This is a genomic window from Mycobacterium simiae (genome assembly GCF_008370645.1).
Classification (GTDB): domain Bacteria; phylum Actinomycetota; class Actinomycetes; order Mycobacteriales; family Mycobacteriaceae; genus Mycobacterium; species Mycobacterium simiae_A.
Map to the genome: position 1 here is coordinate 1 of NZ_VTZN01000076.1, position 23,309 is coordinate 23,309.

The 23,309-nt window shown below is 66.6% G+C and carries 17 protein-coding genes and 2 pseudogenes; 9 read left to right on the forward strand and 10 right to left on the reverse strand.

Annotated features, from left to right (window positions below; genetic code table 11):
* The coding region (locus F0Q45_RS13535; protein WP_444875259.1) for a GMP synthase (glutamine-hydrolyzing) at positions 1–620 on the forward strand (620 nt) is incomplete at its 5' end.
* A 27-nt stretch (positions 621–647) separates the two neighbouring features.
* On the opposite strand, the gene F0Q45_RS13540 is transcribed toward F0Q45_RS13535, so the two are convergent.
* Positions 648–1,304 carry a hypothetical protein gene (locus F0Q45_RS13540; RefSeq protein WP_262490999.1) on the reverse strand — a complete coding sequence of 219 codons (657 nt, stop codon included), beginning with the start codon at positions 1,302–1,304 and terminating at the stop codon, positions 648–650.
* A gap of 74 nt (positions 1,305–1,378) precedes the next feature.
* Between F0Q45_RS13540 and F0Q45_RS13545 the strand changes: the two genes are divergently transcribed.
* Together F0Q45_RS13545 and F0Q45_RS13550 are read left to right on the forward strand one after the other, a co-directional pair.
* A complete protein-coding gene (locus tag F0Q45_RS13545) occupies positions 1,379–2,014 on the forward strand; it encodes a hypothetical protein (RefSeq protein ID WP_149654437.1) in 636 nt (211 codons plus the stop codon).
* Positions 2,015–2,016: 2 nt separating this feature from the next.
* A complete protein-coding gene (locus F0Q45_RS13550; RefSeq protein WP_149654438.1) occupies positions 2,017–3,582 on the forward strand; it encodes a DNA polymerase Y family protein in 1,566 nt (521 codons plus the stop codon).
* A 239-nt stretch (positions 3,583–3,821) separates the two neighbouring features.
* Here the strand turns inward: F0Q45_RS13550 and F0Q45_RS13555 are convergent, their stop codons facing one another.
* The 3 genes from F0Q45_RS13555 to F0Q45_RS13565 form a co-directional block, all read right to left on the reverse strand.
* Positions 3,822–4,844 carry a nucleoside hydrolase gene (locus F0Q45_RS13555; protein ID WP_149654439.1) on the reverse strand — a complete coding sequence of 341 codons (1,023 nt, stop codon included), beginning with the start codon at positions 4,842–4,844 and terminating at the stop codon, positions 3,822–3,824.
* A gap of 10 nt (positions 4,845–4,854) precedes the next feature.
* Entirely contained in the window at positions 4,855–5,511 is a 657-nt protein-coding gene (locus tag F0Q45_RS13560; RefSeq protein WP_149654449.1) for a 2OG-Fe dioxygenase family protein, read from the reverse strand.
* Between the two features lie 160 nt (positions 5,512–5,671).
* Entirely contained in the window at positions 5,672–6,385 is a 714-nt protein-coding gene (locus tag F0Q45_RS13565) for a histidine phosphatase family protein (RefSeq protein WP_149654440.1), read from the reverse strand.
* A gap of 93 nt (positions 6,386–6,478) precedes the next feature.
* Here F0Q45_RS13565 and F0Q45_RS13570 point away from each other — a divergent pair, with 93 nt between their 5' ends.
* Positions 6,479–7,351: a MaoC family dehydratase gene (locus F0Q45_RS13570; protein ID WP_149654441.1), complete on the forward strand. Its 873-nt coding sequence runs from the start codon at positions 6,479–6,481 to the stop codon at positions 7,349–7,351.
* Positions 7,352–7,421: 70 nt separating this feature from the next.
* Here F0Q45_RS13570 and F0Q45_RS13575 read toward each other — a convergent pair.
* Positions 7,422–7,703: pseudogene (locus F0Q45_RS13575) on the reverse strand (acetyl-CoA C-acetyltransferase); the annotation flags it as partial.
* Between the two features lie 271 nt (positions 7,704–7,974).
* On the opposite strand from F0Q45_RS13575, the gene F0Q45_RS13580 reads away from it, so the two are divergent.
* Positions 7,975–9,837 carry a PPE family protein gene (locus F0Q45_RS13580; protein WP_149654450.1) on the forward strand — a complete coding sequence of 621 codons (1,863 nt, stop codon included), beginning with the start codon at positions 7,975–7,977 and terminating at the stop codon, positions 9,835–9,837.
* 187 nt (positions 9,838–10,024) lie between these two features.
* Here the strand turns inward: F0Q45_RS13580 and F0Q45_RS13585 are convergent, their stop codons facing one another.
* The 4 genes from F0Q45_RS13585 to F0Q45_RS13600 all read right to left on the reverse strand — a co-directional run bounded on the left by F0Q45_RS13585 (position 10,025) and on the right by F0Q45_RS13600 (position 16,805).
* Positions 10,025–11,425 carry an APC family permease gene (locus F0Q45_RS13585; RefSeq protein ID WP_149654442.1) on the reverse strand — a complete coding sequence of 467 codons (1,401 nt, stop codon included), beginning with the start codon at positions 11,423–11,425 and terminating at the stop codon, positions 10,025–10,027.
* Between the two features lie 312 nt (positions 11,426–11,737).
* The gene (locus F0Q45_RS13590; RefSeq protein ID WP_149654443.1) at positions 11,738–14,137 is read right to left on the reverse strand and encodes a PE family protein; all 2,400 of its coding nucleotides are present in this window, start codon (positions 14,135–14,137) and stop codon (positions 11,738–11,740) included.
* Between the two features lie 100 nt (positions 14,138–14,237).
* Positions 14,238–15,404, reverse strand: coding sequence for a trehalose-phosphatase (otsB, locus tag F0Q45_RS13595; RefSeq protein WP_149654444.1), 1,167 nt, complete (start codon positions 15,402–15,404; stop codon positions 14,238–14,240).
* A gap of 45 nt (positions 15,405–15,449) precedes the next feature.
* Positions 15,450–16,805 carry a wax ester/triacylglycerol synthase domain-containing protein gene (locus tag F0Q45_RS13600; protein WP_149654445.1) on the reverse strand — a complete coding sequence of 452 codons (1,356 nt, stop codon included), beginning with the start codon at positions 16,803–16,805 and terminating at the stop codon, positions 15,450–15,452.
* A 164-nt stretch (positions 16,806–16,969) separates the two neighbouring features.
* On the opposite strand from F0Q45_RS13600, the gene F0Q45_RS13605 reads away from it, so the two are divergent.
* A complete protein-coding gene (locus F0Q45_RS13605; protein ID WP_188112935.1) occupies positions 16,970–20,260 on the forward strand; it encodes an error-prone DNA polymerase in 3,291 nt (1,096 codons plus the stop codon).
* 126 nt (positions 20,261–20,386) lie between these two features.
* On the forward strand, positions 20,387–21,031 hold the full coding sequence (locus tag F0Q45_RS13610) for a nitroreductase family protein (RefSeq protein ID WP_149654446.1): 645 nt from the start codon (positions 20,387–20,389) through the stop codon (positions 21,029–21,031).
* 13 nt (positions 21,032–21,044) lie between these two features.
* Here the strand turns inward: F0Q45_RS13610 and F0Q45_RS13615 are convergent, their stop codons facing one another.
* Positions 21,045–21,509 (reverse strand): tRNA (cytidine(34)-2'-O)-methyltransferase, encoded by a 465-nt coding sequence (locus tag F0Q45_RS13615; protein ID WP_149654447.1) that lies wholly within the window; start codon positions 21,507–21,509, stop codon positions 21,045–21,047.
* 27 nt (positions 21,510–21,536) lie between these two features.
* Here F0Q45_RS13615 and F0Q45_RS27740 point away from each other — a divergent pair, with 27 nt between their 5' ends.
* Positions 21,537–21,698 (forward strand): hypothetical protein, encoded by a 162-nt coding sequence (locus tag F0Q45_RS27740; RefSeq protein ID WP_188112936.1) that lies wholly within the window; start codon positions 21,537–21,539, stop codon positions 21,696–21,698.
* Between the two features lie 178 nt (positions 21,699–21,876).
* Positions 21,877–23,309, forward strand: a pseudogene (locus F0Q45_RS13620) (HAMP domain-containing protein); the annotation flags it as partial.

Here is a 23,309-nt window from a genome sequence, read left to right on the forward strand (position 1 = left end):
CCGTGCGGGATGTGCTGCAAGGTAAGGCTGTTGACTTCCTGGTGCAGGGCACGCTGTACCCGGACGTGGTGGAATCCGGCGGCGGCAGTGGCGCCGCGAGCATCAAGAGCCACCACAATGTCGGCGGCCTGCCCGGCGACCTGAAGTTCACCCTCGTCGAGCCGCTGCGGCTGTTGTTCAAAGACGAGGTGCGCGCGGTCGGACGAGAATTGGGCCTGCCGGAGGAAATCGTTGCGCGCCAACCGTTTCCGGGACCGGGCCTGGGTATCCGGATCGTCGGTGAGGTCACCGCCGCCCGGTTGGACACGCTGCGGCGCGCAGACTCGATTGCGCGTGAGGAGCTGACGGCGGCGGGCCTGGACCACCAGATCTGGCAGTGTCCGGTGGTGCTGCTGGCCGATATCCGCTCGGTCGGAGTGCAGGGGGACAACCGCACCTATGGACATCCGATCGTGCTGCGCCCGGTATCCAGTGAGGACGCCATGACCGCCGACTGGACGCGGGTGCCCTACGAGGTGTTGGAGCGCATCTCGACCCGTATCACCAACGAGGTGCCCGAGGTCAATCGGGTGGTGCTGGACGTCACCAGCAAGCCGCCGGCCACCATCGAGTGGGAGTAGCGCCGCTTGGGCGCCACGGGTGATTGGTTAGGTTTGGACGAATTCGCGCCTGCCGTGGTCGATTGTGGCTGCGTTCCAGGATCCGCCGGCCTCGTCGATGAGCCGGCGGGCGATATCGAGATCGTCGTGGGCGGTGACCAAGAGCAAGGTGTGCTCGGTGGTGGTGACCGAACCGCCCAGTAATCGGTGTTGCGCGGTTGAATCAGCCACCAACGCATCGCGGAAGCGCGTGAAGTCGACGTCGGGCACGGCAATGAGGATCGCGTCGGCCTGAGGCGCATCGTGGCGCAGATATTCGAAGGTCAGCGCCGTTTCTTGGTTGAACTGGCGGCGCAGCACCTCGGCGGCGGTATGCAACATGGGCCCGTCGGTAACGCAAAGATGGAACTGGCGCGAGCGCTCATGGGTAATCTGCTGCAGCTGACTCGACCAGAACACCCCGTCGACCAAGGTCGACCCGGTCACCATCGCACCGGTTTGGGCGATCGCCACGCTGGCTTGGGACTCGAACAGCCCCAGATCGTCGGGTGGTTGGTCGGTGCTGACGGTGGTGTTGTCGGTGGCGAATAGCTCGGCCGGCTGACAGGAGCCGGGGTCACTTCTGGCCGGCGCCGGCGCCACCATGCAGCCACAAAAAAGCATCATCAGCCACACCGGCACCGAACGCATGAAGCAGCCTCTCATGGTGCTTGACGGTATCGGAGCGCGGGTGTTTACTCGAACATATATTCGAATAAATCCGGGGTAGGAGGCCGGTCATGACTGCGGCTTTTGCTACCGACCGGTGGCATGAAAATCGCGCTGAGCAGCTCGAATCGCTGCGCCGGCAGATGGCGGTGCTCTCCGGGAAAGCCCGTTTCGATGACCGGCTGTTGGAATCGTCGGGGGCGGAGTTGGTGCCTCGGGGGACGGTGGCGGTGATGTCGGGGGCGCGGTCACTGTTGTTACGCATGGTGACAGCGGTAACGGCGGCCGGGGGTAACGCCGCTATCGTCGGCCAGCCGGATATCGGACTGCTGGCCGCTGTGGAGATGGGGGCGGATCTGAGCCGGCTCGCGGTGATACCGGATCCCGGGCCCGACCCGGTGGAGGTGGCCGCAGTGCTCATCGACGGCATGGACCTGGTGGTGCTCGGTCTGGGTGGGCGTCGGGTGACGCGGGCGCGGGCGCGGGCGGTGGTGTCCCGTGCCCGTCATAACGGGTGCACGCTGTTGGTCACCCAGGGCGACTGGGAAGGCGCACAGACGCGACTGGAGGCCCGGGTGTGCGGTTATGAGATCACCCCTTCTCCCCGGGGGGCGCCGGCCCCCGGGTTGGGTCGGATCAGTGGGGTGCGGTTGCACATCAGTGGCTGTGCGGGGGGACGGCCGATCGGCCGGGCTCATACGGGGTGAGTGTGATGGCCGCTTCTCGAGTGCTGGCTCTGTGGTGCATGGATTGGCCCGCGGCCGCGGCTGCCGCGGCCGCGGGCCAATCCATGACGGCTCCGGTCGCGGTCACCTTGGCCAACCGGGTGATCGCCTGCTCGGCGACGGCGCGTGTGGCCGGAGTGCGACGCGGGTTACGCCGCCGGGAGGCGGCGGCCCGTTGTCCGCACCTGCACATCGCGGCCGCCGATGCGGACCGCGACGCTCGCTTCTTCGAAGGGGTGATCGCGGCGGTGGACGATCTGGTACCCCGTGCTGAGGTGCTGCGGCCCGGCCTCGTGGTGCTGCCGGTGCGCGGGGCGGCCCGGTTCTTCGGTTCCGAGCAGCAGGCGGCCGAGCGGCTGATCGACGCAGTGGCCGCAGCCGGGGCGGAGTGCCAGGTCGGGATCGCCGACCAGTTGTCCACTGCGGTGTTCGCCGCACGGGCGGGCCGGGTCGTGCAGCCCGGTCACGACGCGCGGTTTCTGTCGGTGCTGTCGATCCGGCAACTGTCCACCGAGCCGAGTCTGTCCGGTCCCGGACGAGAGGAATTAACGGATCTGTTGTGGCGGATGGGGATTCGTACCATCGGGCAGTTCGCCGCACTATCCCGCACCGATGTCGCCTCCCGGTTCGGCGCCGATGCGGTGGTCGCCCACCGATTCGCCCGCGGCGAGCCCGAACGCCTCCCCTCCGGGCGCGAACCACCACCGGAACTCGAGGCCGTGCTCGACTGTGAGCCGCCGATCGACCGGGTCGATGCCGCGGCGTTCGCCGGGCGCTCGCTAGCCGCCACGCTGCATCAGGCGCTGCTGGCCGCCGGAGTGGGATGTACCCGGTTGGCCATTTATGCCGTCACTGCCAATGGTGAAGAGCTGAACCGGGTGTGGCGGTGCGCCGAGCCGTTGACCGAGGACGCCACCGCCGATCGGGTGCGCTGGCAACTGGACGGGTGGTTGACCAATCGGACTGTCCGCGACCGACCCACCGCACCGGTGACGCGGTTACGGCTGCAGGCGGTGGAGGTGGTGGCGGCCGGGGCGCTGCAGTTGCCGTTGTGGGGTGGCTTGGGTGAGGAAGACCGGCTTCGGGCCCGTCGGGCGCTGGTACGGGTGCAGGGCTTGCTCGGTCCGGAGGCGGTGCAGGTGCCGGTGTTGTCCGGCGGTCGCGGGCCGACCGAACGCATCACGCTGACCCCGCTGGGCGACGAGCCGGTGCCGCAGGCCGACCCGAACCAGCCGTGGCCCGGTCAACTGCCCGAGCCGGCACCGGCGGTGCTGCTCGACGATCCGGTGGAATTGCTTGATATCCAAGGTAATCCGATTCGGGTGACAAGCCGGGGCTTGTTTTCTGCCGACCCGGCGCGACTGACCGTTCATGGTCGAGACGAGCGGCTGTGCTGGTGGGCCGGCCCCTGGCCGGTCGACGAGCGGTGGTGGGACCCCGAACCGGGAAAGGGGCGTACTGCCCGCGCCCAGGTATTGCTGGAGAGCGAGCGCGCGTTGCTGCTGTGCTACCGCCAGCGGCACTGGTATCTCGAGGGGGGCTACGAGTAACGGGTGAGCGCCGTAGGCCTCGGGTCCTTACTTCATAACTGCCCTGTCCTTACCGCAGCTAGGCGCGAGGCGGCCACCGGGACCGACACCACCGAACTGGTGCGTGCGCGAGTGCCTGACGCCGTATGTAACGCCACGGCGAGAATCGAGTGGAAATGCCGCCGTGGCGTTACGCTCGGCGCAGGTCGCACCAGCCCAGTCGGCTTGCGCCCGTCATGAACCCGCTGCGGACAAAGCTTTTATGAACTGTTGCCCATCCTGCGCGCGAGTATTCCAACCCGCTGGATGAACCGGTCGAAGAACATCTCGCGGTCAACGTCAATTCCTATCACCGCGTTCGGTTTTCGCTCTTTCGACCTGAGGGTCGAGGTACCGCCTGCTGACGGGGGATCGGTTAGGGTCGTGCCGCGGGGCACCTCGACGTGCACCGTGGCCGGCCGTGTCACGACGAGGTCGGTGTCCAGCGCGATGGCGGCGGCCAGCGGATCATGCAGATGGGCCAGATATCCGTGCCCAGCGTCGTAGTGTGCCTCCAGGTAGAACCGCATCGCGTCTTCGATCACCCGAATCACCGGATTGGACGCCGCCGATCGGGTGCCGCGTTCGTCGTGCGCGCTCAGCATCGCCGTCTCCGCGCCGGCAGCGACCGCCAGCTGGGCCAGGATGCCGGGGGTCATCGTGACGTTGCGAGTCAGATCCAGGCCGCACAAAATCGGAAGATCGTCCAAAAACCAGGCCGTGAGTACCTCGGCCGCTGCCTCGGGGTCCACGCTGATGTTCCATTCCGCCACCGCCGAGCCGTCATAGCAGCCGCCCATAATCACCAACCGGCGCAGCAACCTCGGTAGCGCAGGTTCGGCCCGCAGCGCCCGCGCCACATTGGTCAGTGGCCCGGTAACCACGCCGATCAATTCACCGGCAAAGGCGTGTGCGGCGCGCACCCAGGCCGTCGCGGAGTCGTAGCCGGTGAGCCGGCGATCCGTCGCCGGCAGCTCGGCATAGCCCAAACCTCGGGGGCCGTGCGACTTCGAGGAGGCGCGCACCGGGCCGGTCAGGGTGGCGTCTGCGCCCCTGGACACCGGTATTTCGGAGACCCTGCAGAGTTCGAGCAGGCCCAGGTTGTTCGCGCAAACCTGTTGCACCGCAACGTTTCCGCCGGTCGAGGCGATGCCAACCAGGTCCGCGTCCGGGCTGGCCAGTAGATACAGCAAAGCCAACGCATCGTCGACACCGGTGTCGACGTCGACGAAAACGAAATTCACCACACTGACACTAGGACGGCCCGGACGCGAAGGTGATTACCAGAACGTCGCGCTGCGCCGGCCCGGAATTGTCGATCGGCCGAATCGGTGACACGGCATGCAAGGTGCGACGGTCGTCGCCGAGCAGCAACGTGCCGGGCTCGTCCAACGTCGTGGTGAGCAAATGCCGACCGTGGTTGTCGCACACCGTGCTCTCGCCGCCGATGGCGTTGCGTCGTTGGATCATTAGCGAGCTGACCAACGTGACACCGTCACGGTGCAGACCCTCCGGAGTGGGCCGGCCGTCGCCTCCGGCTACCGATAGCACTCGAAACGGATGCACCTTGACGTGCCATTCAGCCGCGTCGTCCAAGCCTGCCGCTACCCGACTCAGCAGCTGCGCAATGCCGTGCAGCAAAGGGTCTCGGGCAAACGCGTCGGTCAACGGCTCGAAGTCCCGGTTTCTCCCGATATAGCGGGGGTTGGAGTCGTCGGGCTGAACGAACGCGTCGTTGGGCAGCAACCGCAAGACCCCATCGCGTAACACGTAATGGCCATACCGACGTAGGCGTTGCACGCCCAGCTCGGCGGCATACGGGTCGGGCGCCAAACCCTCCCAATGCCGGCCAAACCGAGTCCACGCTTCGCGGCCCACATCCAGGCGTCGCGTCAGGTCGAACGAGGACATGATCGATACACCCGTCGAGGCGAGCAACCGGACCGCGGCGGCTACCGGGTCGGCGCGGTGCTGGCAAAGAAACCGAGTCACCCCGTCGGAATACCCATCCAATCGCTCCGAAACCTCTACCGATAGACCCCAGGCGCCAACAGCGTCAGTGGTCAACCGGTCAGGTGAAAGTGCGGATGCCGTCCCAGTCCACCAGCGTCCAGCCTGTTGTCGGGTTTCCGGTGATCACCACGCGCCCGATGTTGGGGAGTGGATGGTTGCTCATCAAGTTGAGCTTGGGGTTTTTCACGTTCAACAGGGTCCACACCATGATCGCGGTGCCCTGGGAGAATGCGACCGGCTTGTTGTGGCCGCTGTCGTAGATCTTGCGCACGGCGGCCGCAAAGCGGCTGTTGAAGTCGTTGCCGCTGAGTGACCCCGGGATGCTGTTTTCCGTATCACCGCTGAGCCAGTTCGCCGGCGCCAGCAGGTAGGTGCGGTCGGCCATTGATTCGGGCTGCCCGTTGAACCAGCCGGCATCAATGGGCTGCAGACCTGGAACGATCTCGACCTGCTTGCCGAGTTCGGCTGCTAACGGCGCGGCGGTTTGTTGGGCTTCGGCCATCGGCGAGGAGTAGATGCTGTCGAAGTCGTTGCGCGCAACTTGGTGAGCGAGCTGTTGGGCCTGCCCCTTGCCGTCGGCCGTAAGCCCGGTGCCGGGCACATCGGTGTCGATGATTCCGTCGGCGTTGGCCTGGGATTGAGCGTTCCGAATGAAGGTCAAGGTGATGTTGCGGGCCTGGGGACTACCACCGCCGCAGGCGCCGACGATCAGTGCCGCAACGAGCACAGCTAAGACTTTCGGGGTCTTCCGGATCACGGTGCGCTTGGCCATGGCGATAGCCTGCCCTGCCGACGGCATCGGTGGGAAGGGTTTGCGATGGTTAATGCGGAAAAGGCGTGAATTGTTCAATCGAGAGGAGGCCGCATGGCCATTGACCCCGCTGCCATCGGTGCAGTAGCCAAGCCGATTTTGTTCGAGTGGACCGACCGGGAAACATTGCTTTACGCGCTCGGAGTGGGTGCCGGGACCGATGACTTGTCGTTTACCACCGAGAACAGTCACGGCATCACCCAACAGGTGCTGCCCACGTACGCGGTGATCTGCTGCCCGGCGTTCGGCGCGGCCGCCAAGGTGGGAACGTTCAACTGGGCCAAGCTTTTACACGGCTCGCAGACCGTGCGGCTGCACGCACCACTGCCGGCGGCGGGGAAGCTCTCGGTGGTCTCCGAGGTCGCCGACATCCAGGACAAGGGGGAGGGTAAGAACGCGATCATCATGTTGCGTGGCCTTGGCTCCGATCCAGCAACCGGCACCTTGATCGCCGAAACTCTCACCACCCTGGTCATCCGCGGCGAAGGCGGATTCGGCGGAGAACCGGGTCAGCGGCCGCTCGCCCCGGAATTCCCCGACCGCGAGCCCGACGCCCAGGTTGCGCTGCCCACCCGCGAAGACCAAGCGCTGATCTACCGGCTCTGCGGTGACCGCAATCCGTTGCACAGCGACCCATGGTTCGCCAAGGAGATGGCCGGCTTCCCCAAGCCGATTCTGCATGGGCTTTGCACCTACGGCGTGTCAGGTCGCGCGCTGGTTGCCGAGCTGGGCGGCGGTGCGGCCGCCAACATCACCGCGATCGAGGCGCGGTTCACCTCACCGGTGTTTCCCGGCGAGACGTTGACCACCCTGATCTGGCGCACCGAACCCGGTCGAGCGGTGTATCGCACCGTGGTCGCCGGCTCTGACGGTGGGGAGTCGCGGGTGGTGCTCGACGATGGCGCGGTGGAATACGTGGCGGGTTAGCACCCGGCTGCCAGGTAAGCACTGCGCAGCGGCGCGACCACAGCGATACCCAGGTGCGCGCTGGCTTGCCCAGGCCAGCCCTACCCAGACAGATCGCTTGTGCACCAAGGGGCATGGCCTGTTGGCCGGAGCCAATCTGCCGGCCCACGTCTTCGGGATAGCCCAGCGGCCAGCCACGATAGCCGGGTGATGTTGGCGGCCGGCCCGCCGATGGCGTCGACGCCACCGGCTATTTCGTCGTCAACGGCGGCTGGGTCGACGTCCACCCGGTCGACGGGATGAATGCCGGCCAACGCGCCGCACGTTTTCTAACCGTGGTACAGACAGCGCCAATGACATACGCCTCCGGCACTTTACAGACTCGCCCCGCATTCGGCGAACATCACCGCGGTGAGTTCCAGTAACTCGTCTCGGCGACTATGAGCCTGCGGCGTCTGCCATGAGCATAAGCCCTTGGCTGACGGGCGAATTCCACCCAATTAATTGATTCCATCGAAACAACATAATCGCCTGTACAACGTCGTATGGTCTTATTCGGGATTGCTCCGTCAGGGCGACGGGTATAACGGAGGTCAACGGCTGTGAACTTTTCGATACTCCCACCGGAAATCAATTCCTTGCGCATGTTCCTCGGCGCCGGTCCTGCTCCCATGCTGCAGGCCTCGGTGTCCTGGTCGAGGCTGGCCGATGAGTTGAGTACTGCAGCACAGTCGTTTTCCTCGGTGACCTCTGGGCTGACCGGTCAAGCCTGGCAGGGCCGCGCCGCGGCGGCCATGGCACAGGCGGCCGGCCCTTATGCCGCGTTTTTGCAGGCCGCCTCCGGCCGCGCTGTCACCGCCTCCGCCGGGGCCAAAGCGGTGGCCAGTGCATTCGAAGCGGCCAAGGCCGCCACGATTCACCCGCAGGTGATCGCGGCCAACCGCCAGGCCTTCCTGCAGGCGGTCCGCACCAACGTCTTCGGATTCAACGCGCCCTTCATCGCCGCCGCCGAGAGTGCCTACGAGGAATTCTGGGCCGCCGACGTGGCCGCCCTGACCAGCTATCACGCCGGGGCATCCGCGGCGGCCTCGCAACTGTCGTCGTGGGCGCAGACACTGCCGGGCCTACCCGGTATCGGACAACTGTCCGGAGGGCCCGCAGCCGCCCCCACCGACCCCAACATTGGTTTCGGCAATAAGGGTGGCGGCAACATCGGCAGCGGCAACAACAGTGGCACCGGCGCCGGCAACATCGGCAACGGCAACACGGGCAGTTCAAACTTTGGCGATGGAAACACCGGCAATAACAACATCGGCGGCGGGAACAACGGCAACGGCAACTTGGGCTTGGGAAACTTCGGTACCGGCAACTGGGGCCTAGGTAATACGGGCACCCCCGCGGGCGGCGCCGCACAGCCTGGCGCCAACAACATCGGCATGGGCAATACCGGCAACAACAACCTTGGTCTCGGTAACACCGGCAACGGCAACCAAGGTGGCGGAAACACCGGCAACAACAACATCGGCTTCGGTCTCCAAGGCAATAACCTCATCGGTGTCGGAGGTGCTGCCTACAACACGGTAAGTGGCCAGTTCGAGTTCACCGGCCTCAACGCCGGCAGTGGCAACATCGGCTTCGGGAACTCGGGCACCGGCAATATCGGCTTCTTCAACTCCGGCGACGGCAATGTCGGCATCTTCAACTCAAGCGCCAATGCAGTTCCTGCCGACCTGGGCAAACTGCAAGGCATCGGCTTCGGGAACTCCGGCTTCGGCAACATCGGCGTCGGGAACGCAGGCACCGGTAACTTCGGCTTCGGGAACTCGGGCACCTTGAACACCGGCTGGGGGAACTCGGGCGACATGAACACCGGCGGTGGAAACTCGGGCGGCAGCGTCACCAACAGCTTCAGCAACCCGGTAGAACCACAACCAGGCAACACGGGCTTCGGGAACTCCGGCTACGGCAACACCGGCAATGGAAATGCGGGCAACCTGAACACCGGTTTCTGGAATGCCGGCAACGTGAACACGGGCTTTTTCAATTCGGGCAACGTGAACACGGGCTTCGGGATCGCCACCGACTCCGGTCTCCCTAACTCGGGCTTTAACAACACGGGCACCAACGTTTCGGGCTTCAACAACTCGGCCAGCGGCGCCGTCGGCACCGGGGCTATACCTGCCCTCTCTATCAGTTACAACGGCTCTATCTCGGGCTTCAACAACACGGCCCAGGGCGCTACGGTAAATAGTCCCGCTGGCCTCGCCATCTCCGTCGCCGGTGGTATGTCGGGCTTTAACAATACGGCCAGCGGCGCTCTCGGCGAGACGATAATTCCAGGCGTTAGGATTGGCTTTAACGGCCTGATCTCGGGCTTCTTCAACAACGGAGTCACCGCCGCAGCCCAAGGCCTGCCGGCTGGCGTCCTTAGCGGCGTTGGCTCGGGCTTGTTGAACGCCAACACCTTCTTTTCGGCCGTGTTTAACATCCAAAAGTTGGTTGCGTAACTAGCCAGCTGATACCGAGATCACCTGGCTGGTGAGGTAATTCGAGTTGTCACGCGTCATGAACGCGATGGTGGCCGCGGCTCCCAGGGCTCGGCGACGTGTTCATCCTGATCGCCGGCGACTCCGGCTTTTTCGACACCGGCCTGCCAGCAAGTCAGCCTTTTCTCCGCTAGCCCTTAACTTTGGATTAAGGGCGAAATGCCTCGCCGGCCTTGCGTGCTGAGCGGTTTATGGGTTTGTAGTAGTGGAGATAGGCGACCGCGGGCACGACGATGAACGTGGTCACGATCAAACCGATCGAGAAGTAGTTGGCGCCTCCTTGCGGCGTGAGAAAGATGACGCGGTAGTCGAAGGACACCGCCAGCGCTATCGAAATGATGACGGCGAGTACTGGTAACACCTTGTCGGTGAACGGGTTTCGTTTCGTTGCTGGTTGGTCTCCGCGGTTCAGCGCCAACCAGATGAGGGCGATCGGCACGACGATGAACTGAACGAACCGCGCAATCACCGCCAGCCCCGTCAGATTGATGCTGTCGAAACGCAGCGCCAGCGGGAAGGCCAGCGCCAACAACGCGGTGATTCCGAACGCGGTCATCGGGACACCGAATCTGTTCTTGCCCGACAGGCCTGCCGGCAGGGTTCCAGTATCGGCCAGCGCGGTCCACAGCCGCGGAGCGCCGAACGACGCGGCCACGTTGATGCCGAACATCGACACCAAGGCTCCGACGACGACGATCGTCCGAAAGGTGCCGTTTCCCAACGCTGCCGCCAATCTGACTGTGTCGTGGGACTGCACGACCTTGTCCGACCCCAACCGCATCGCCACTGCTACGGCGAGCACATAGACCACCCCGACGGCGAGGATAGCTATCGGTATGGCTTTCGGGAGCGTTCGGTCCGGTTCGTCCATTTCCTCCGCGGCATTCGCGATCGATTCGAAACCGGTGAAGGCGTACAACGCGGCAATGGTGGCAAGCAGCAGACTCGAGGCGGTGTCGTGTCCAAAATCGACACCGCTGAGCAGCGTGGACGGTGCCGGAGGCGGGACCTGCGTCGAACCTGGCGCTCGATCGTCGCTCATGTGCTGGCTGACGATGATCCAGAGCCCGCCCGCGATAAAGATGGCAAGGGCGGACACCTTGCCGACGGTTGAGGTTCCGTTGGCCCATTTGATCACCCGGTTGCCGAACAGGTTTATTGCCAGCAGCACCCCGACAAATAGCAGAAATGTCAACGTCTTCACACTGACAATGTCGGTGTCCTCGGCCCAGTTCTTTTCGGGGAAGGTCACTTTCAAAAGTGTTGACACGAACAGGGACGCCAGTACGCCCCATGCGATGGAGGCGGTGATGGCGTGAGTCACGCCGACGTAGATACCGATGCGCTGGCCGAATGCGGCCGTCGTATAGGCATAGGACGCGCCGTTGGTCTTGACGTACTTTGCCGCCGCGGCAAAGACGAGCGCCATCACGCCCGCGAATACACCGGCCAAAATGTAGGCCAATGGGGCTAAAGGGCCAGCAAGCTTGATCACCGCGCCCGGGGTCAAAAAGATGCCCGCTCCGATGATCGAGTTGATCCCGAGCATGACAACGCTCCAAAAGCCGAGCTTGCTGATGGGACACGCTCCTATCACCAGGCCGTCTATTGCGCATCGCCGAGCCCGCACCTGCAGGGCCTGCCATCTTGTACGCGATCATGGTGCGCCTGCCACGGCGTTGGCAACAGCCTATGCGGCGTCGATCGATTAGCCCGCCAAGGGTCAAGCCGGTGCGTCCGTTACCTGGCGAGCTGCGCGTGGTCGGCGGGTTCGTCACCGGGGCCGCCGCGACGCCATGGTGAGCAGCGGCGCCGAATCACGTGTGTTGTCGCACAACGTGCGTCGGCGGCAGCCTCGAGCTCAGGTGCCGTTGGCGCCGGTGGCCCCGGGTGCGCCAAACAGTGACCCGCCGGTGCCGCCGGCGGCGCCCAGGCCGCCGGTACCCGGGGTGGCGCCAGTTCCGCCGTTGCCGCCGGCACCGCCGTTGCCGCCGTTGCCGATCGTTTGGGCATTCCCGCCGGTCCCGCCGGCTCCTCCGCCGCCGCCCTTGCCGATGGCGCCGCCAGCGCCGCTGCCGACGCCAGCTCCGGGGCTTCCGCCGCCGCCGCCGGCCGCGCCGTTGCCGCCGCTGCCGCCATTGCCGTACAGCAGCCCACCGGAGCTTCCGGCCCCGCCGGCCCCGCCGTTGCCGCCGACCCCGCCATTGCCGCCGTCGCCATTGGCACTGCCGCCATTGGCCCCTTTGCCGCCGGTGCCGCCGCTCCCTGCGTTGCCGCCGCTTCCTCCGTTGCCGATGAGTTGCCCGCCGCGGCCGCCGGTGCCACCCGCGCCGCCATCGCCGCCGGCGCCACCGGTGCCGCCGGTGCCGCTGGTGTTGCCTGTGCCCGTTTGGCCGCCGCCGCCGTTGCCGCCGGTACCGCCGCTGCCGGCGCTGCCGCCGTTGCCGAACAGTCCCGCGTTGCCGCCGTTGGCGCCGGCACCGCCGGCGCCGCCCGCCCCGCCAGTGTTGCCGTTGCTGCTGCCGCCGGCGCCCGCGGTGTTGCTCCCGCCGTCGCCGCCGCCCCCACCGGCACCTGCATCGCCGTACAGCGACCCGCCGTTGCCGCCGAGGCCGCCGTTTCCACCGGCGCCACCGACCGCCCCGGACTGCCTTCCCAACGTGCTCCCGCCGTCTCCGCCGTGACCGCCATGACCCCCGGCGCCGATCAGCTTGGCGCTGCCACCGGCTCCACCGTGACCAGCGGCGCCGCCAGCGGAGTTATTGCCGCCGGCGGTGTTTTTCCCGCCGGCCCCGCCGTTTCCGCCGTCCCCGCCGTTGCCGTGCAACTGACCACCGGCCCCGCCGGCTCCGCCGTGCCCGCCGGCGCCGCCGCTGCCCACGCCACCGGTTTGGTTGCCGCCGGCCCCGCCGTCCCCGCCGCGCCCACCGGCGCCCATCAGCCCAGCGTTGCCGCCCGCCGCACCGTTACCCGCGGCGCCAGCGGACCCGCTGGACGAGTTCTGCCCACCTGGCCCGCCGGCGCCGCCGGCACCACCGTTGCCGTACAGCCCGGCTCCGGCGCCCCCGGCGCCGCCGGTACCGCCGGCCCCCCCGCCGGCGCCGCCGCCGCCGTTGTTGAGCCCGCCGGCGCCGCCGGCGCCGCCGGCGCCGCCATTGCCGTAAAGCCCGGCCGCCCCGCCGCCGCCGCCGGTTCCTCCCGTGCCACCAGTGAGGCCCAAAGCTCCGCTGGAGTTCACCCCGCCCGCTCCGCCGGCACCGCCGGCGCCGCCGTCACCGAACAGGTATCCGCCGCCGCCGCCAGCCCCGCCGGCGCCGCCGTTGCTGGCGTCGGGGCCGGTCTGGGTGTTGGCACCGCCGATGCCGCCGGTGCCGCCGGCTCCGCCGGTGCCGAACAGACCGGCGTGGCCGCCGGCCCCGCCCGCCCCGCCGACCGACGACGTCAAGTCGTTACGGCCGCTGCCGCCGTTGCCGCCGTTGCCGCCAGCGCCCGGATTGCCGGACAGCCACCCGCCGTTGCCGCCAGCCCCGCCGGCCCCGCCGCTGCCGCCGGGCGTGGCGACGTCGCCGTTGGCGCCGGCGCCGCCGGTGCCGCCGTTGCCGCCCAACCCCCACAGCCCGGCGCTGCCGCCGGCCCCACCGGCCCCGCCGCTGGCGCCGAGAGCGGTGGCCGTGCCGCCGTTGCCACCGGCGCCGGCGTTGCCATACAGCCAGCCGCCGTTGCCGCCGCCGCCGCCGGCCGCGCCCGGCCCGCCGCTGCCGCCCGCTCCGCCATTGCCGATCAATCCGGCGGACCCGCCGTTGCCGCCGGCCAGTCCCGCGGTGGTTTGCGAAAAGCCGTTGCCGCCGTTGCCGTACAGCAGCCCGCCGACGCCGCCGTTCGGGCTCGCCGCTGTCCCGTCGGCGCCGTTGCCGATCAGCGGCCGACCCAGCAGCGCTTGGGTGGGACCGTTAAGCGCGTTGAGAACCAGCTGCTCGACACCGGCGGCCTCGGCGCTGGCGTACCGGCTGGCGCCCGAGGTCATGGCCTGCACGAACTGGTCATGAAACGCCGCCGCCTGGGCACTGAGGGTCTGATACGTCTGGGCGTGCTGGGCGAACAGCGCCGAAACAGCCAATGACACCTCATCGGCGGCGGCGGCGGCGACCTGCACGGTCGAGGCCGCCGCCGCCGCGTTGGCGGCGCTGATCGCTGATCTGATATTGGCAACGTCGGCTGCCGCAGTAGCGAGCACCTCTGGATTCGCGATCACAAATGACATGTCCGTCCTCCCATCAACGGTCGCAGCGTATCGTCGTTTGCCGGGTGCCGTACGGCGTTTCGCTGCCGTTCCGTCAACGCTTGCGGCCCTGCGTCAGCAATTAATTCACGCGATCGTCAGTTAATTGACGCGCCAGCAGCCCGGTGAACTCAGCGACCTGCGCGGGACTATCCAGCGCAAACAGCGCTGCAGTGGCGCGGTCACCATCCTCGTTGTGACGCACCACGATTGGAACACCGCTGTCATGGACCGCGTCGAAGGCGTCTTCGTCGGTGATATCGTCCCCGACGTAGATCGGCAACAGCGCAGGCGAGCTTGCTTGACGCAGGTGGTCTATGACCCAGCGCAGGGTTTTTCCCTTGTCCCAGTCGATATTCGGACGCAGCTCGATGACCTCGCGGCCGGTCGTCACCCGTAGCGTGTCGCGCTGGCCTGCGGTGCGCACCGCTGCGGCGACGTCGCCGATGCGGTCTCGTGTCGCATTGCGGTAGTGCACGGCGACACCAAATCTTTTGTGTTCTACCACAATACCGGGAATCGGCCCGAGCTGGTCGCGCAGCCGGGCAGCCGCCTGCTCCAACACCGGGATGGCGGCTGCGGCGGCGTCGTTCTGGTGATGGGTTCCGTCTGGTGCGGTCAGCTCGAAACCATGGCTGCCGGCATACCAGATCCCGGGCACGCCCAGTCGCGCTGTCACGTCGGCGAGGTCGCGGCCACTGAGCACCGCAACCGGACACTGTGCGGCCAACTTTGCCAACGCCTCGGTCGCACCGGGGACCGGCCGGGCCGCCTCGGGATCGTTGACGATATCGGACAAAGTGCCGTCGAAGTCGAAAAACACCGCGGGTCGGCGGGCGGTGAGGTCCTCGGCTAAGCCGTTGCCCTGCATGGCGTCAGGGAGCTCCGACATACGCCGGTCGCCGATGCGCACGTGCACCTCACTCACGTCCGTAATGACCGTGTCGGCGCCGTGGCGATACAGCGCGTCGCGGCGTCCATCCCGGTCGACCCCGATGACCAAAGCGAACCCGGTCTCACGCGCGGCCGCGACGCTAGCCGCGTCGGCGGCGACCACGACGCACCTGCCGGTCCGCGCCGGCAAATGCTCGGCCGCTGTGCTGAGGACTTCTCGGCAAGCACCGCCGGACGAAAAGGTTCCGGTGTTGACGCCGACGTGCTGCAATTGCTGGATCAGCGGCTGAGTGCAGTTCAACGCAGCGTCGAACAACACCGCATCATGGCGGCGCGGGTCTATGGTGACCGACATGATCCCACCTTCTCATGGTGGGCAAGGCGGTTCAGATCTAACCAGTCAGCGTCGCGCCCATGCGGGAGGTGGATACGCCCGCCCGTGCCCGCCCCCGGTCCGGCTGCGGTATGAACGCTTACGGTCCCTGCCAAATAGCACGACCGAATCGTGGCTGAGCGCGGTCAGATGCGCCGCGCCCCGTTCGATGCCGGTAGCGAGCTGCGCCATGGTGTGCGCGGCGTCGTCATCGACGGTGATCCCGAATACCAGCTCATCGCCATAGGTGAGTACCGCGACCCCGGTGCTGTGCGGCAGCGCGGTCGGCGGGATCGGCAGCACCTGCTCCATGGTTTGACCCATCAGCCGCAACCGATGGCGAGGTCCGGACGCATGGGTCGTCAGTGTCACAATGCTCCGCTGCGGGAGGCGGATCAGCGCATGAATTGCCTTGGCGCACCGCGCCGAAAGGCCCGCAGGCCGGTCGCGGCCACTGGGCTGCGGCTGTTGTAGCTGCTGGTGTACGATGCGCAGTCGGCGAATCGGGTCGTCGTGCTCGACGGGCAGATACGGCAGCAGGGTCGAGATCGAACTGGCGGTTGGCTCCCGGGTGCGCAATGAGTCGGCCCTCGGTTGTTCGCCGCGCCGCAGCAGAACCGTGCGAAAACCCTCGCTGATCGCCGCGAGCGCAACGTCGTCGATGGTGACGTCGAACTTGCGGCATATCCGATCGACGTCGGTGAGCGGGATGCGCACCGTGCCGTATCGCTGCTTGGTGGTCGGCGGTGCGTGCGGCGACGACCAGCTCACCGGCCAGGTGACAGCGCGTGCGGCAGCCTTGACGACGGTGGTCGTGACCGCGGCGGGAAGTCGCCACAATGGGTCGGTCTGGCTCCGGTTATGGCGGGGTGATCTTGAAACAGGTTTGACGGCAACGTGATCGGTGAAGGCGGTGAAGGCTTCGGTGCCGGCCTCATCGGCCTCGTCGCAGAGTTTGGTGAGCAGTTGGGCCGCCGGGATGCCGTCTGCCATGCAGTGGTGAATTTTCAGTAGGATCGCCCACCGATTGCCCTCGAGGCCCTCGATGATCCAGCACTCCCACAGCGGCCGATTGAAGTCGAGGGGGCGCTGCAGGGCGTTGGCGATGGCTTGGCACAGTTCGCTGTCACCCCCGGGCCGGGGCAGGGCGACCCGCCTCAGGTGCTTGGCGAGATCGCGTTCCGGATGGTCAATCCACTGGCCCCGTAGTACTTGGGCGTGCCGAGGGATTGATTGAATCCGTTCGGCCACAACTTCTTTGAGGTGATCAAAGTTCGGGGCAGCGCCGTTGACGACGGCCACTGCGCCGATCGCCAGGCTGGCCTGCCGGTACGGATCATGAGCCTTGAGAAAGCCGGTGTCCAGTGTCGTCAGTTGGACCATGACAAATCCCCACCGTGGTTTGTGAATCTAGCCAGTATCCGTCGCAAGCCACCGAGGGTGATAGCCCCTGCAGGTTAAGAACGTGTGTTCCAGTTGAAGATCTGTTTAACAGCGGCGAGAGCAAATCACTCGGTTATCGAACAAAGTTTCGATACGCTGCAGGTGTGGGCTGGGGCAACGGGCCGCCGAGCTGGGCGGAAATGGAGCGGGTTCTAGACGGTAAACCGCGCCATGCCGGCGCGCCGGTTACGGCCGAGCCGGCCCTGGATGGCGGGGACGGCCCGTGGTCGCGCAAGCGTGGCGCATATACCCCAAAACCGGACCATCAACGCCTCCGTTCGTCCGTCGCTTATGCCGAGTTGCACGCGCATTCGGCGTACAGCTTCCTCGACGGAGCCAGCACGCCGGAGGAGCTGGTCGAGGAGGCTGCCGGGCTTGATCTGCGTGCGCTCGCACTGACCGACCACAATGGCCTATACGGTGCGGTGCGGTTCGCCGAAGCGGCCGCCGAGCTCGGCGTATGCACGGTGTTCGGCGCTGAGCTGTCGTTGGGATCGGAAGCCCGCACCGAGCAGCCGGACCCGCCTGGCCCGCATCTGTTGGTGCTGGCCCGGGGCCCGGAAGGATACCGGCGGCTGTCTCGGCAACTAGCCGCGGCCCATCTGGCCGGTGGGGCGAAGGGTAAACCGCGCTACGCCTTCGACGCGCTGACCGAAGCCGCCGGTGGGCACTGGCAGATTCTGACGGGATGCCGAAAAGGTCATGTGCGTCAAGCGCTTGCCGGTGGTGGTCCAGACGCGGCGAAACGGGCACTGGCCGATCTGGTGGACCGGTTCACGCCTGCGCGGGTCAGTGTCGAGTTGACCCATCATGGTCATCCGTCCGACGACGAACGCAACGCCGTGCTGGCCGGGCTGGCGTCGCGCTTCGGCGTCGGAATCGTCGCCACCACCGGTGCGCATTATGCAGAGCCGTCACGGCGCCGGCTGGCCATGGCGATGGGGGCGATTCGGGCACGGCAGTCCCTGGACGCTGCGGCCGGGTGGCTGGCTCCTTTGGGCGGCTCGCATCTGCGGTCCGGCGCGGAGATGGCCCGGCTGTTCGCTTGGTGTCCCGACGCGGTGACCGCCGCTGCCGAGCTCGGTGAGCAGTGTGCGTTCGAGCTGGCACTCATCGCGCCACAACTGCCGCCGTTCGCCGTACCCGAAGGGCACACCGAGGACAGCTGGCTGCGGTGGCTGGTCATGGCGGGCGCCCGCGACCGCTACGGACCTCCTGAGCGCGCGGCCGGCGCGTACTCGCAGATTGAGCATGAGCTGAAAGTTATTGCCCAGCTGCGTTTTCCGGGTTACTTCCTGGTGGTGCACGATATCACCCAGTTCTGCCGCAACAACGACATTCTGTGCCAGGGCAGGGGGTCGGCGGCCAACTCCGCGGTCTGCTATGCCCTCGGTGTCACCGCTGTCGATCCGGTGGCCAACGAGTTGTTGTTCGAGCGCTTTTTGTCGCCCGCCCGTGACGGCCCACCCGACATCGACATCGACATCGAGTCGGATCGGCGTGAAGCGGCCATCCAGTACGTCTACGACAAGTACGGCCGGGACTATGCCGCCCAGGTGGCCAATGTCATCACCTACCGGGGCCGCAGCGCCGTGCGCGACATGGCCCGCGCGCTGGGCTTCTCGCAGGGGCAGCAGGATGCATGGAGCAAGCAGATCGGCCACTGGAACGGGTCGGCGGCCGACATCGGCGGTATTCCGCAGCAGGTGGTTGAGCTGGCCACCCAGATCCGGAACCTGCCCCGGCACTTGGGAATTCATTCCGGCGGCATGGTGATCTGCGACCGCCCGATCGCCGACGTGTGCCCGGTGGAGTGGGCACGCATGGCCAATCGTAGCGTGCTGCAATGGGACAAAGACGATTGCGCGGCAATCGGTTTGGTGAAGTTCGATCTCCTCGGCCTGGGCATGCTCTCAGCGCTGCACTACGCGACGGACCTGGTGGCCGAGCATAAGGGCATCGACGTGGACCTGGCCAAGCTGGATCTGAGCGAGCCGGCGGTCTACGAAATGCTGGCCCGCGCCGATTCGGTCGGTGTGTTCCAGGTGGAGTCGCGCGCGCAGATGGCTACCTTGCCGCGGCTGCGGCCGCGGGTGTTCTACGACCTGGTGGTGGAGGTCGCGCTGATCCGCCCCGGGCCCATTCAGGGCGGGTCGGTGCACCCCTACATCCGGCGCCGCAACGGCATTGACCCGGTGGTCTACGAGCACCCGTCGATGGAGCCGGCATTGCGGAAGACGTTGGGAGTGCCGCTTTTCCAAGAGCAACTAATGCAGCTGGCGGTCGACTGCGCCGGCTTTTCGGCCGCCGAGGCCGACCAGCTGCGGCGTGCCATGGGGTCCAAGCGCTCGACCGAACGCATGCGGCGGCTGCGTGGCCGGTTTTATGACGGCATGCGCGCGCTGCACGGCCCCCCCGACGAGGTGATCGACCGGATCTACGAAAAACTGGAAGCGTTCGCCAATTTCGGTTTCCCCGAAAGCCACGCGTTGTCCTTCGCGTCGCTGGTGTTCTACTCGTCGTGGTTCAAGCTGCACCACCCGGCGGCGTTTTGCGCCGCGCTGCTGCGGGCCCAGCCAATGGGGTTCTATTCACCACAGTCATTGGTCGCCGACGCCCGCCGCCATGGGGTGGTGGTGCACGGACCCGACGTCAACGCCAGCCAGGCGCACGCGACGCTGGAGAATGCCGGTATGGAGGTCCGCCTCGGTCTGGGCGCCGTCCGCTATATCGGCGACGCCCTGGCCGAGCAGCTGGTGGACGAGCGAAATGCCCACGGCCCGTTCGCCTCGCTGCTGGACCTGACGTCGCGGGTGCAGCTTTCTGTGCCGCAGACCGAAGCGCTGGCCACCGCCGGAGCGTTGGGTTGCTTTGGCATGTCGCGGCGCGAGGCGCTGTGGGCGGCCGGGGCCGCGGCCACCCAACGGCCCGACCGGCTACCCGGGGTGGGCTCGTCGTCGCACATTCCGGCGTTGCCGGGCATGAGCGAGCTGGAGCTGGCCGCCGCCGACGTGTGGGCCACCGGCATCTCCCCGGACAGCTATCCGACGCAGTTCCTGCGCGCAGACCTGGATGCGATGGGGGTAATGCCCGCCGACAAGTTGTTAAGCGTGCCGGACGGAGACCGGGTGCTGATTGCCGGTGCAGTGACGCATCGACAGCGACCCGGGACGGCCCAAGGCGTGACCTTCATCAACCTCGAGGACGAAACCGGGATGGTGAACGTGCTGTGCACGCCGGGAGTGTGGGCGCGGCACCGCAAGCTGGCTAACACCGCACCGGCGTTGCTGATCCGCGGCCAGGTCCAAAACGCCAGCGGCGCCATCACCGTCATAGCCGAGCGGATGGGTCACATCAGCCTGGCGGTGGGATCCACGTCGCGCGACTTCCGTTGAGGCGCATCCGAACTGAGTTCGTCGCCGAACGTGTATCCACTGCCAAACTCTTGCGAAATTCTCGCAGTGGATACACGCTCGGCGCACACCGGCCGTCCTCAAACCGGCTGCAGGTAGCCTCCCCACATGACACTCAACCTGTCCGTCGACGAAGTCCTGACCACCACCCGTTCGGTTCGCAAACGCCTCGACTTCGACAAGCCGGTGCCCCGCGACATCCTGATGGACTGCCTTGATCTGGCGCTCCAGGCACCCACCGGCTCCAATTCCCAAGGCTGGCAGTGGGTGTTTGTCGAGAACGCCGAAAAAAAGAAGGCAATAGGCGACGTCTACCTGGCCAATGCCCGCGCTTACCTCAGCACGCCTGCACAAAAGTACCCCGAGGGCGACACTCGGGGTGAGCGGATGGGCAAGATCAGAGACTCCGCGACCTATCTAGCCGAGCACATGCACCAGGCGCCGGTGCTGATGATCCCCTGCATCCAGGGCCGGGCGGACCAGTCGCCGCTAGGCGGTGTGTCGTTTTGGGCCTCGCTGTTCCCCGCGGTCTGGAGCTTCTGCCTGGCGCTGCGCTCCCGCGGACTGGGCTCCTGCTGGACGACGCTGCACCTGCTCGACAACGGCGAGCAAGCGGTGGCCGAGGCGCTCGGCATTCCCTACGACGAATACAGCCAAGGCGGGCTGTTCCCCATCGCCTACACCAAGGGCACCGACTTTCGGCCGGCCAAGCGGTTGCCCGCCGCAAGCCTGACGCACTGGAACAGTTGGTAACGGCAGACCAAAGCTAGAGCGCCCCGCGGTAGCCGTGCTGCCGCCAGGCCTCATACACGGCCACCGCTGCGGCGTTGGACAGGTTCAGGGAGCGCCGCCCAGCCAGCATGGGAATGCGCACCTGTTCGGTGATGTGTGGGTCGGTCAGGGTCGCCGCGTCCAGCCCGGTGGGTTCGGGCCCGAACATCAGCACGTCGCCAGCGTGGTAGGCGACGTCGGCCACCAGCGTGGCAGCTTGCGTGGTGAACGCAAACACCCGCGCCGGCAACAGCGCCTCCCACGCGGCCGGCAGCGACGCATGGACCGATACCGATGCCAGGTCGTGATAGTCCAGTCCGGCCCGCCGCAGCTTGGGTTCGGACAGATCGAAACCCAGCGGCTCCACCAGATGCAATTCGCAGCCAGTCGCGGCCACGGTCCGGATGGCGTTTCCCGTATTAGGGGCGATGCATGGGGAAACAAACATCAGCTTGAACACCACAGCATCTTCGCAGTGTGCGAGGCCATGAGTAGGGTGCGCCGGCCGCGCAGCGATACCAAGCTGCGCCGCCCGTTGGCCAAGCTCAGGCGCCGCCACCGCCGGTACGGTGGAAAGCTAATGCGCGGCCAGCTCGTCGACGTCGATGAGCGTATCGGCCTGTTGCGGCGGAACTCATCTGCTCAGTAACAATTGTGGGGACCTCGGCTTTAGTCCCAGGGAACCTGTCATACTCGTCGAATTGCCAGGCGTTTACGTTGGCTCCCAGCTGCCGGGGCGGGCGGAGTAAAGCAGGAAGTCTCATGAGTCTCTGGTCTCTGACAGCGCGACGCATCAGGGGTGCGGTCGGGTATCCGGCCGCAATCACGTGACCATGTTCGCCCGCCCGACCACCCAGGTCGCGGCGGCTCCACCCAGCATCCCCGCTGTCGCGGCCCCGCAACCGGCCCCGCCAAGACGTCAGAAACGCCCGCGCGCCTGGTCGTTACGCAATTGGCCGGTGCGCTGGAAAGTCGTTGCGATGGCCCTGTTGCCGCTGGTGCTGGCAGCGGTATTCGGGACACTGCGGGTGCACAGCGCGATGGCCGATGCCAGCGGTCTGCGGTTGGCCGCGGCCCGCGCCGACGTAATACCGGCAATCACCCAATACATGTCGGCACTGGACGTCGCGTTGTTGGCGAGTTCCACCGGACATGACGTGGAGGGAGCCAAGAAGAACTTCGCGGCGCGCAAATACCAGCTGCAGACGCGCCTGGCCGACACCGACGTGATCCCCGGCGTCCGCTCCGGCGTGAACACGCTGGTGAACGGCGGCCAGGGGCTGCTGGACAAGGTCCTGGGCAACAGCATCGGCTTGCGCGATCGGATCACCGCCTATGCGCCGCTATTGTTGACGGCCGAGGACGCGATCGACGCGTCGGTGCGCCTCGACTATGAGCAGATCCGGGCCCAGGCTCAGGGCTTGAGCCGAGCCGTCGCGGCCAGCGGGCAGATGACCATGCTGCAGATCCTGGTGACCCAGGGCGCCGACCTTCCCGAGCCGCAATTGCGCACCGCGATGATCGCACTGGCCGGCACCGAACCATCGACGCTGTTCGGGATGAGCCAAGTGCTGGGCGCCGGCTCGCCGGACGTCAAGAACCTGCAGCAGCAGCTGGCTACCCGAATGGGGATCATGTCGGACCCGGATACCGCGCTGGTCGACAACCCCGAGCTGCTGCGCTCGATACAGGTCACCGATGGGATCGCCGAACAGGTCATCAAGGACGCTACCGCGGCGGTGACCAAGTCGGCGCAGGCCCAGGCCGCCGCTCGCCACGATGCCGCTATCCGCGAGGCGGCGCTGATAGTGACCGCCATCGCTATCGCACTGGTCATCGTGTTGCTCGTGGCGCGAGCGTTGGTGGGGCCGCTGCGGGCGCTGCGCGACGGCGCGCTGAAAGTCGCCCACACCGACCTCGAGGGCGAGATCACGCGGGTGCGCGCCGGCGCTGAGCCGATTCCCGAGCCGCTGGCCGTCTACACCAATGAGGAAATCGGCCAAGTAGCGCATGCGGTCGACGAGTTGCATGCCCAGGCTTTGCTGTTGGCCGGCGACGAAGCCAGGCTGCGGGTGCTGGTCAACGACATGTTCGAAACCATGTCGCGGCGCAGCCGTTCCTTGGTTGACCAGCAGCTGTCGCTCATTGACCGGCTGGAGCGCAGTGAAGAGGATCCCCAGCGGCTCGACAGCCTTTTTCGGCTGGATCATCTGGCCGCGCGGTTGCGCCGCAACAGCGCCAACCTGCTGGTGCTGGCCGG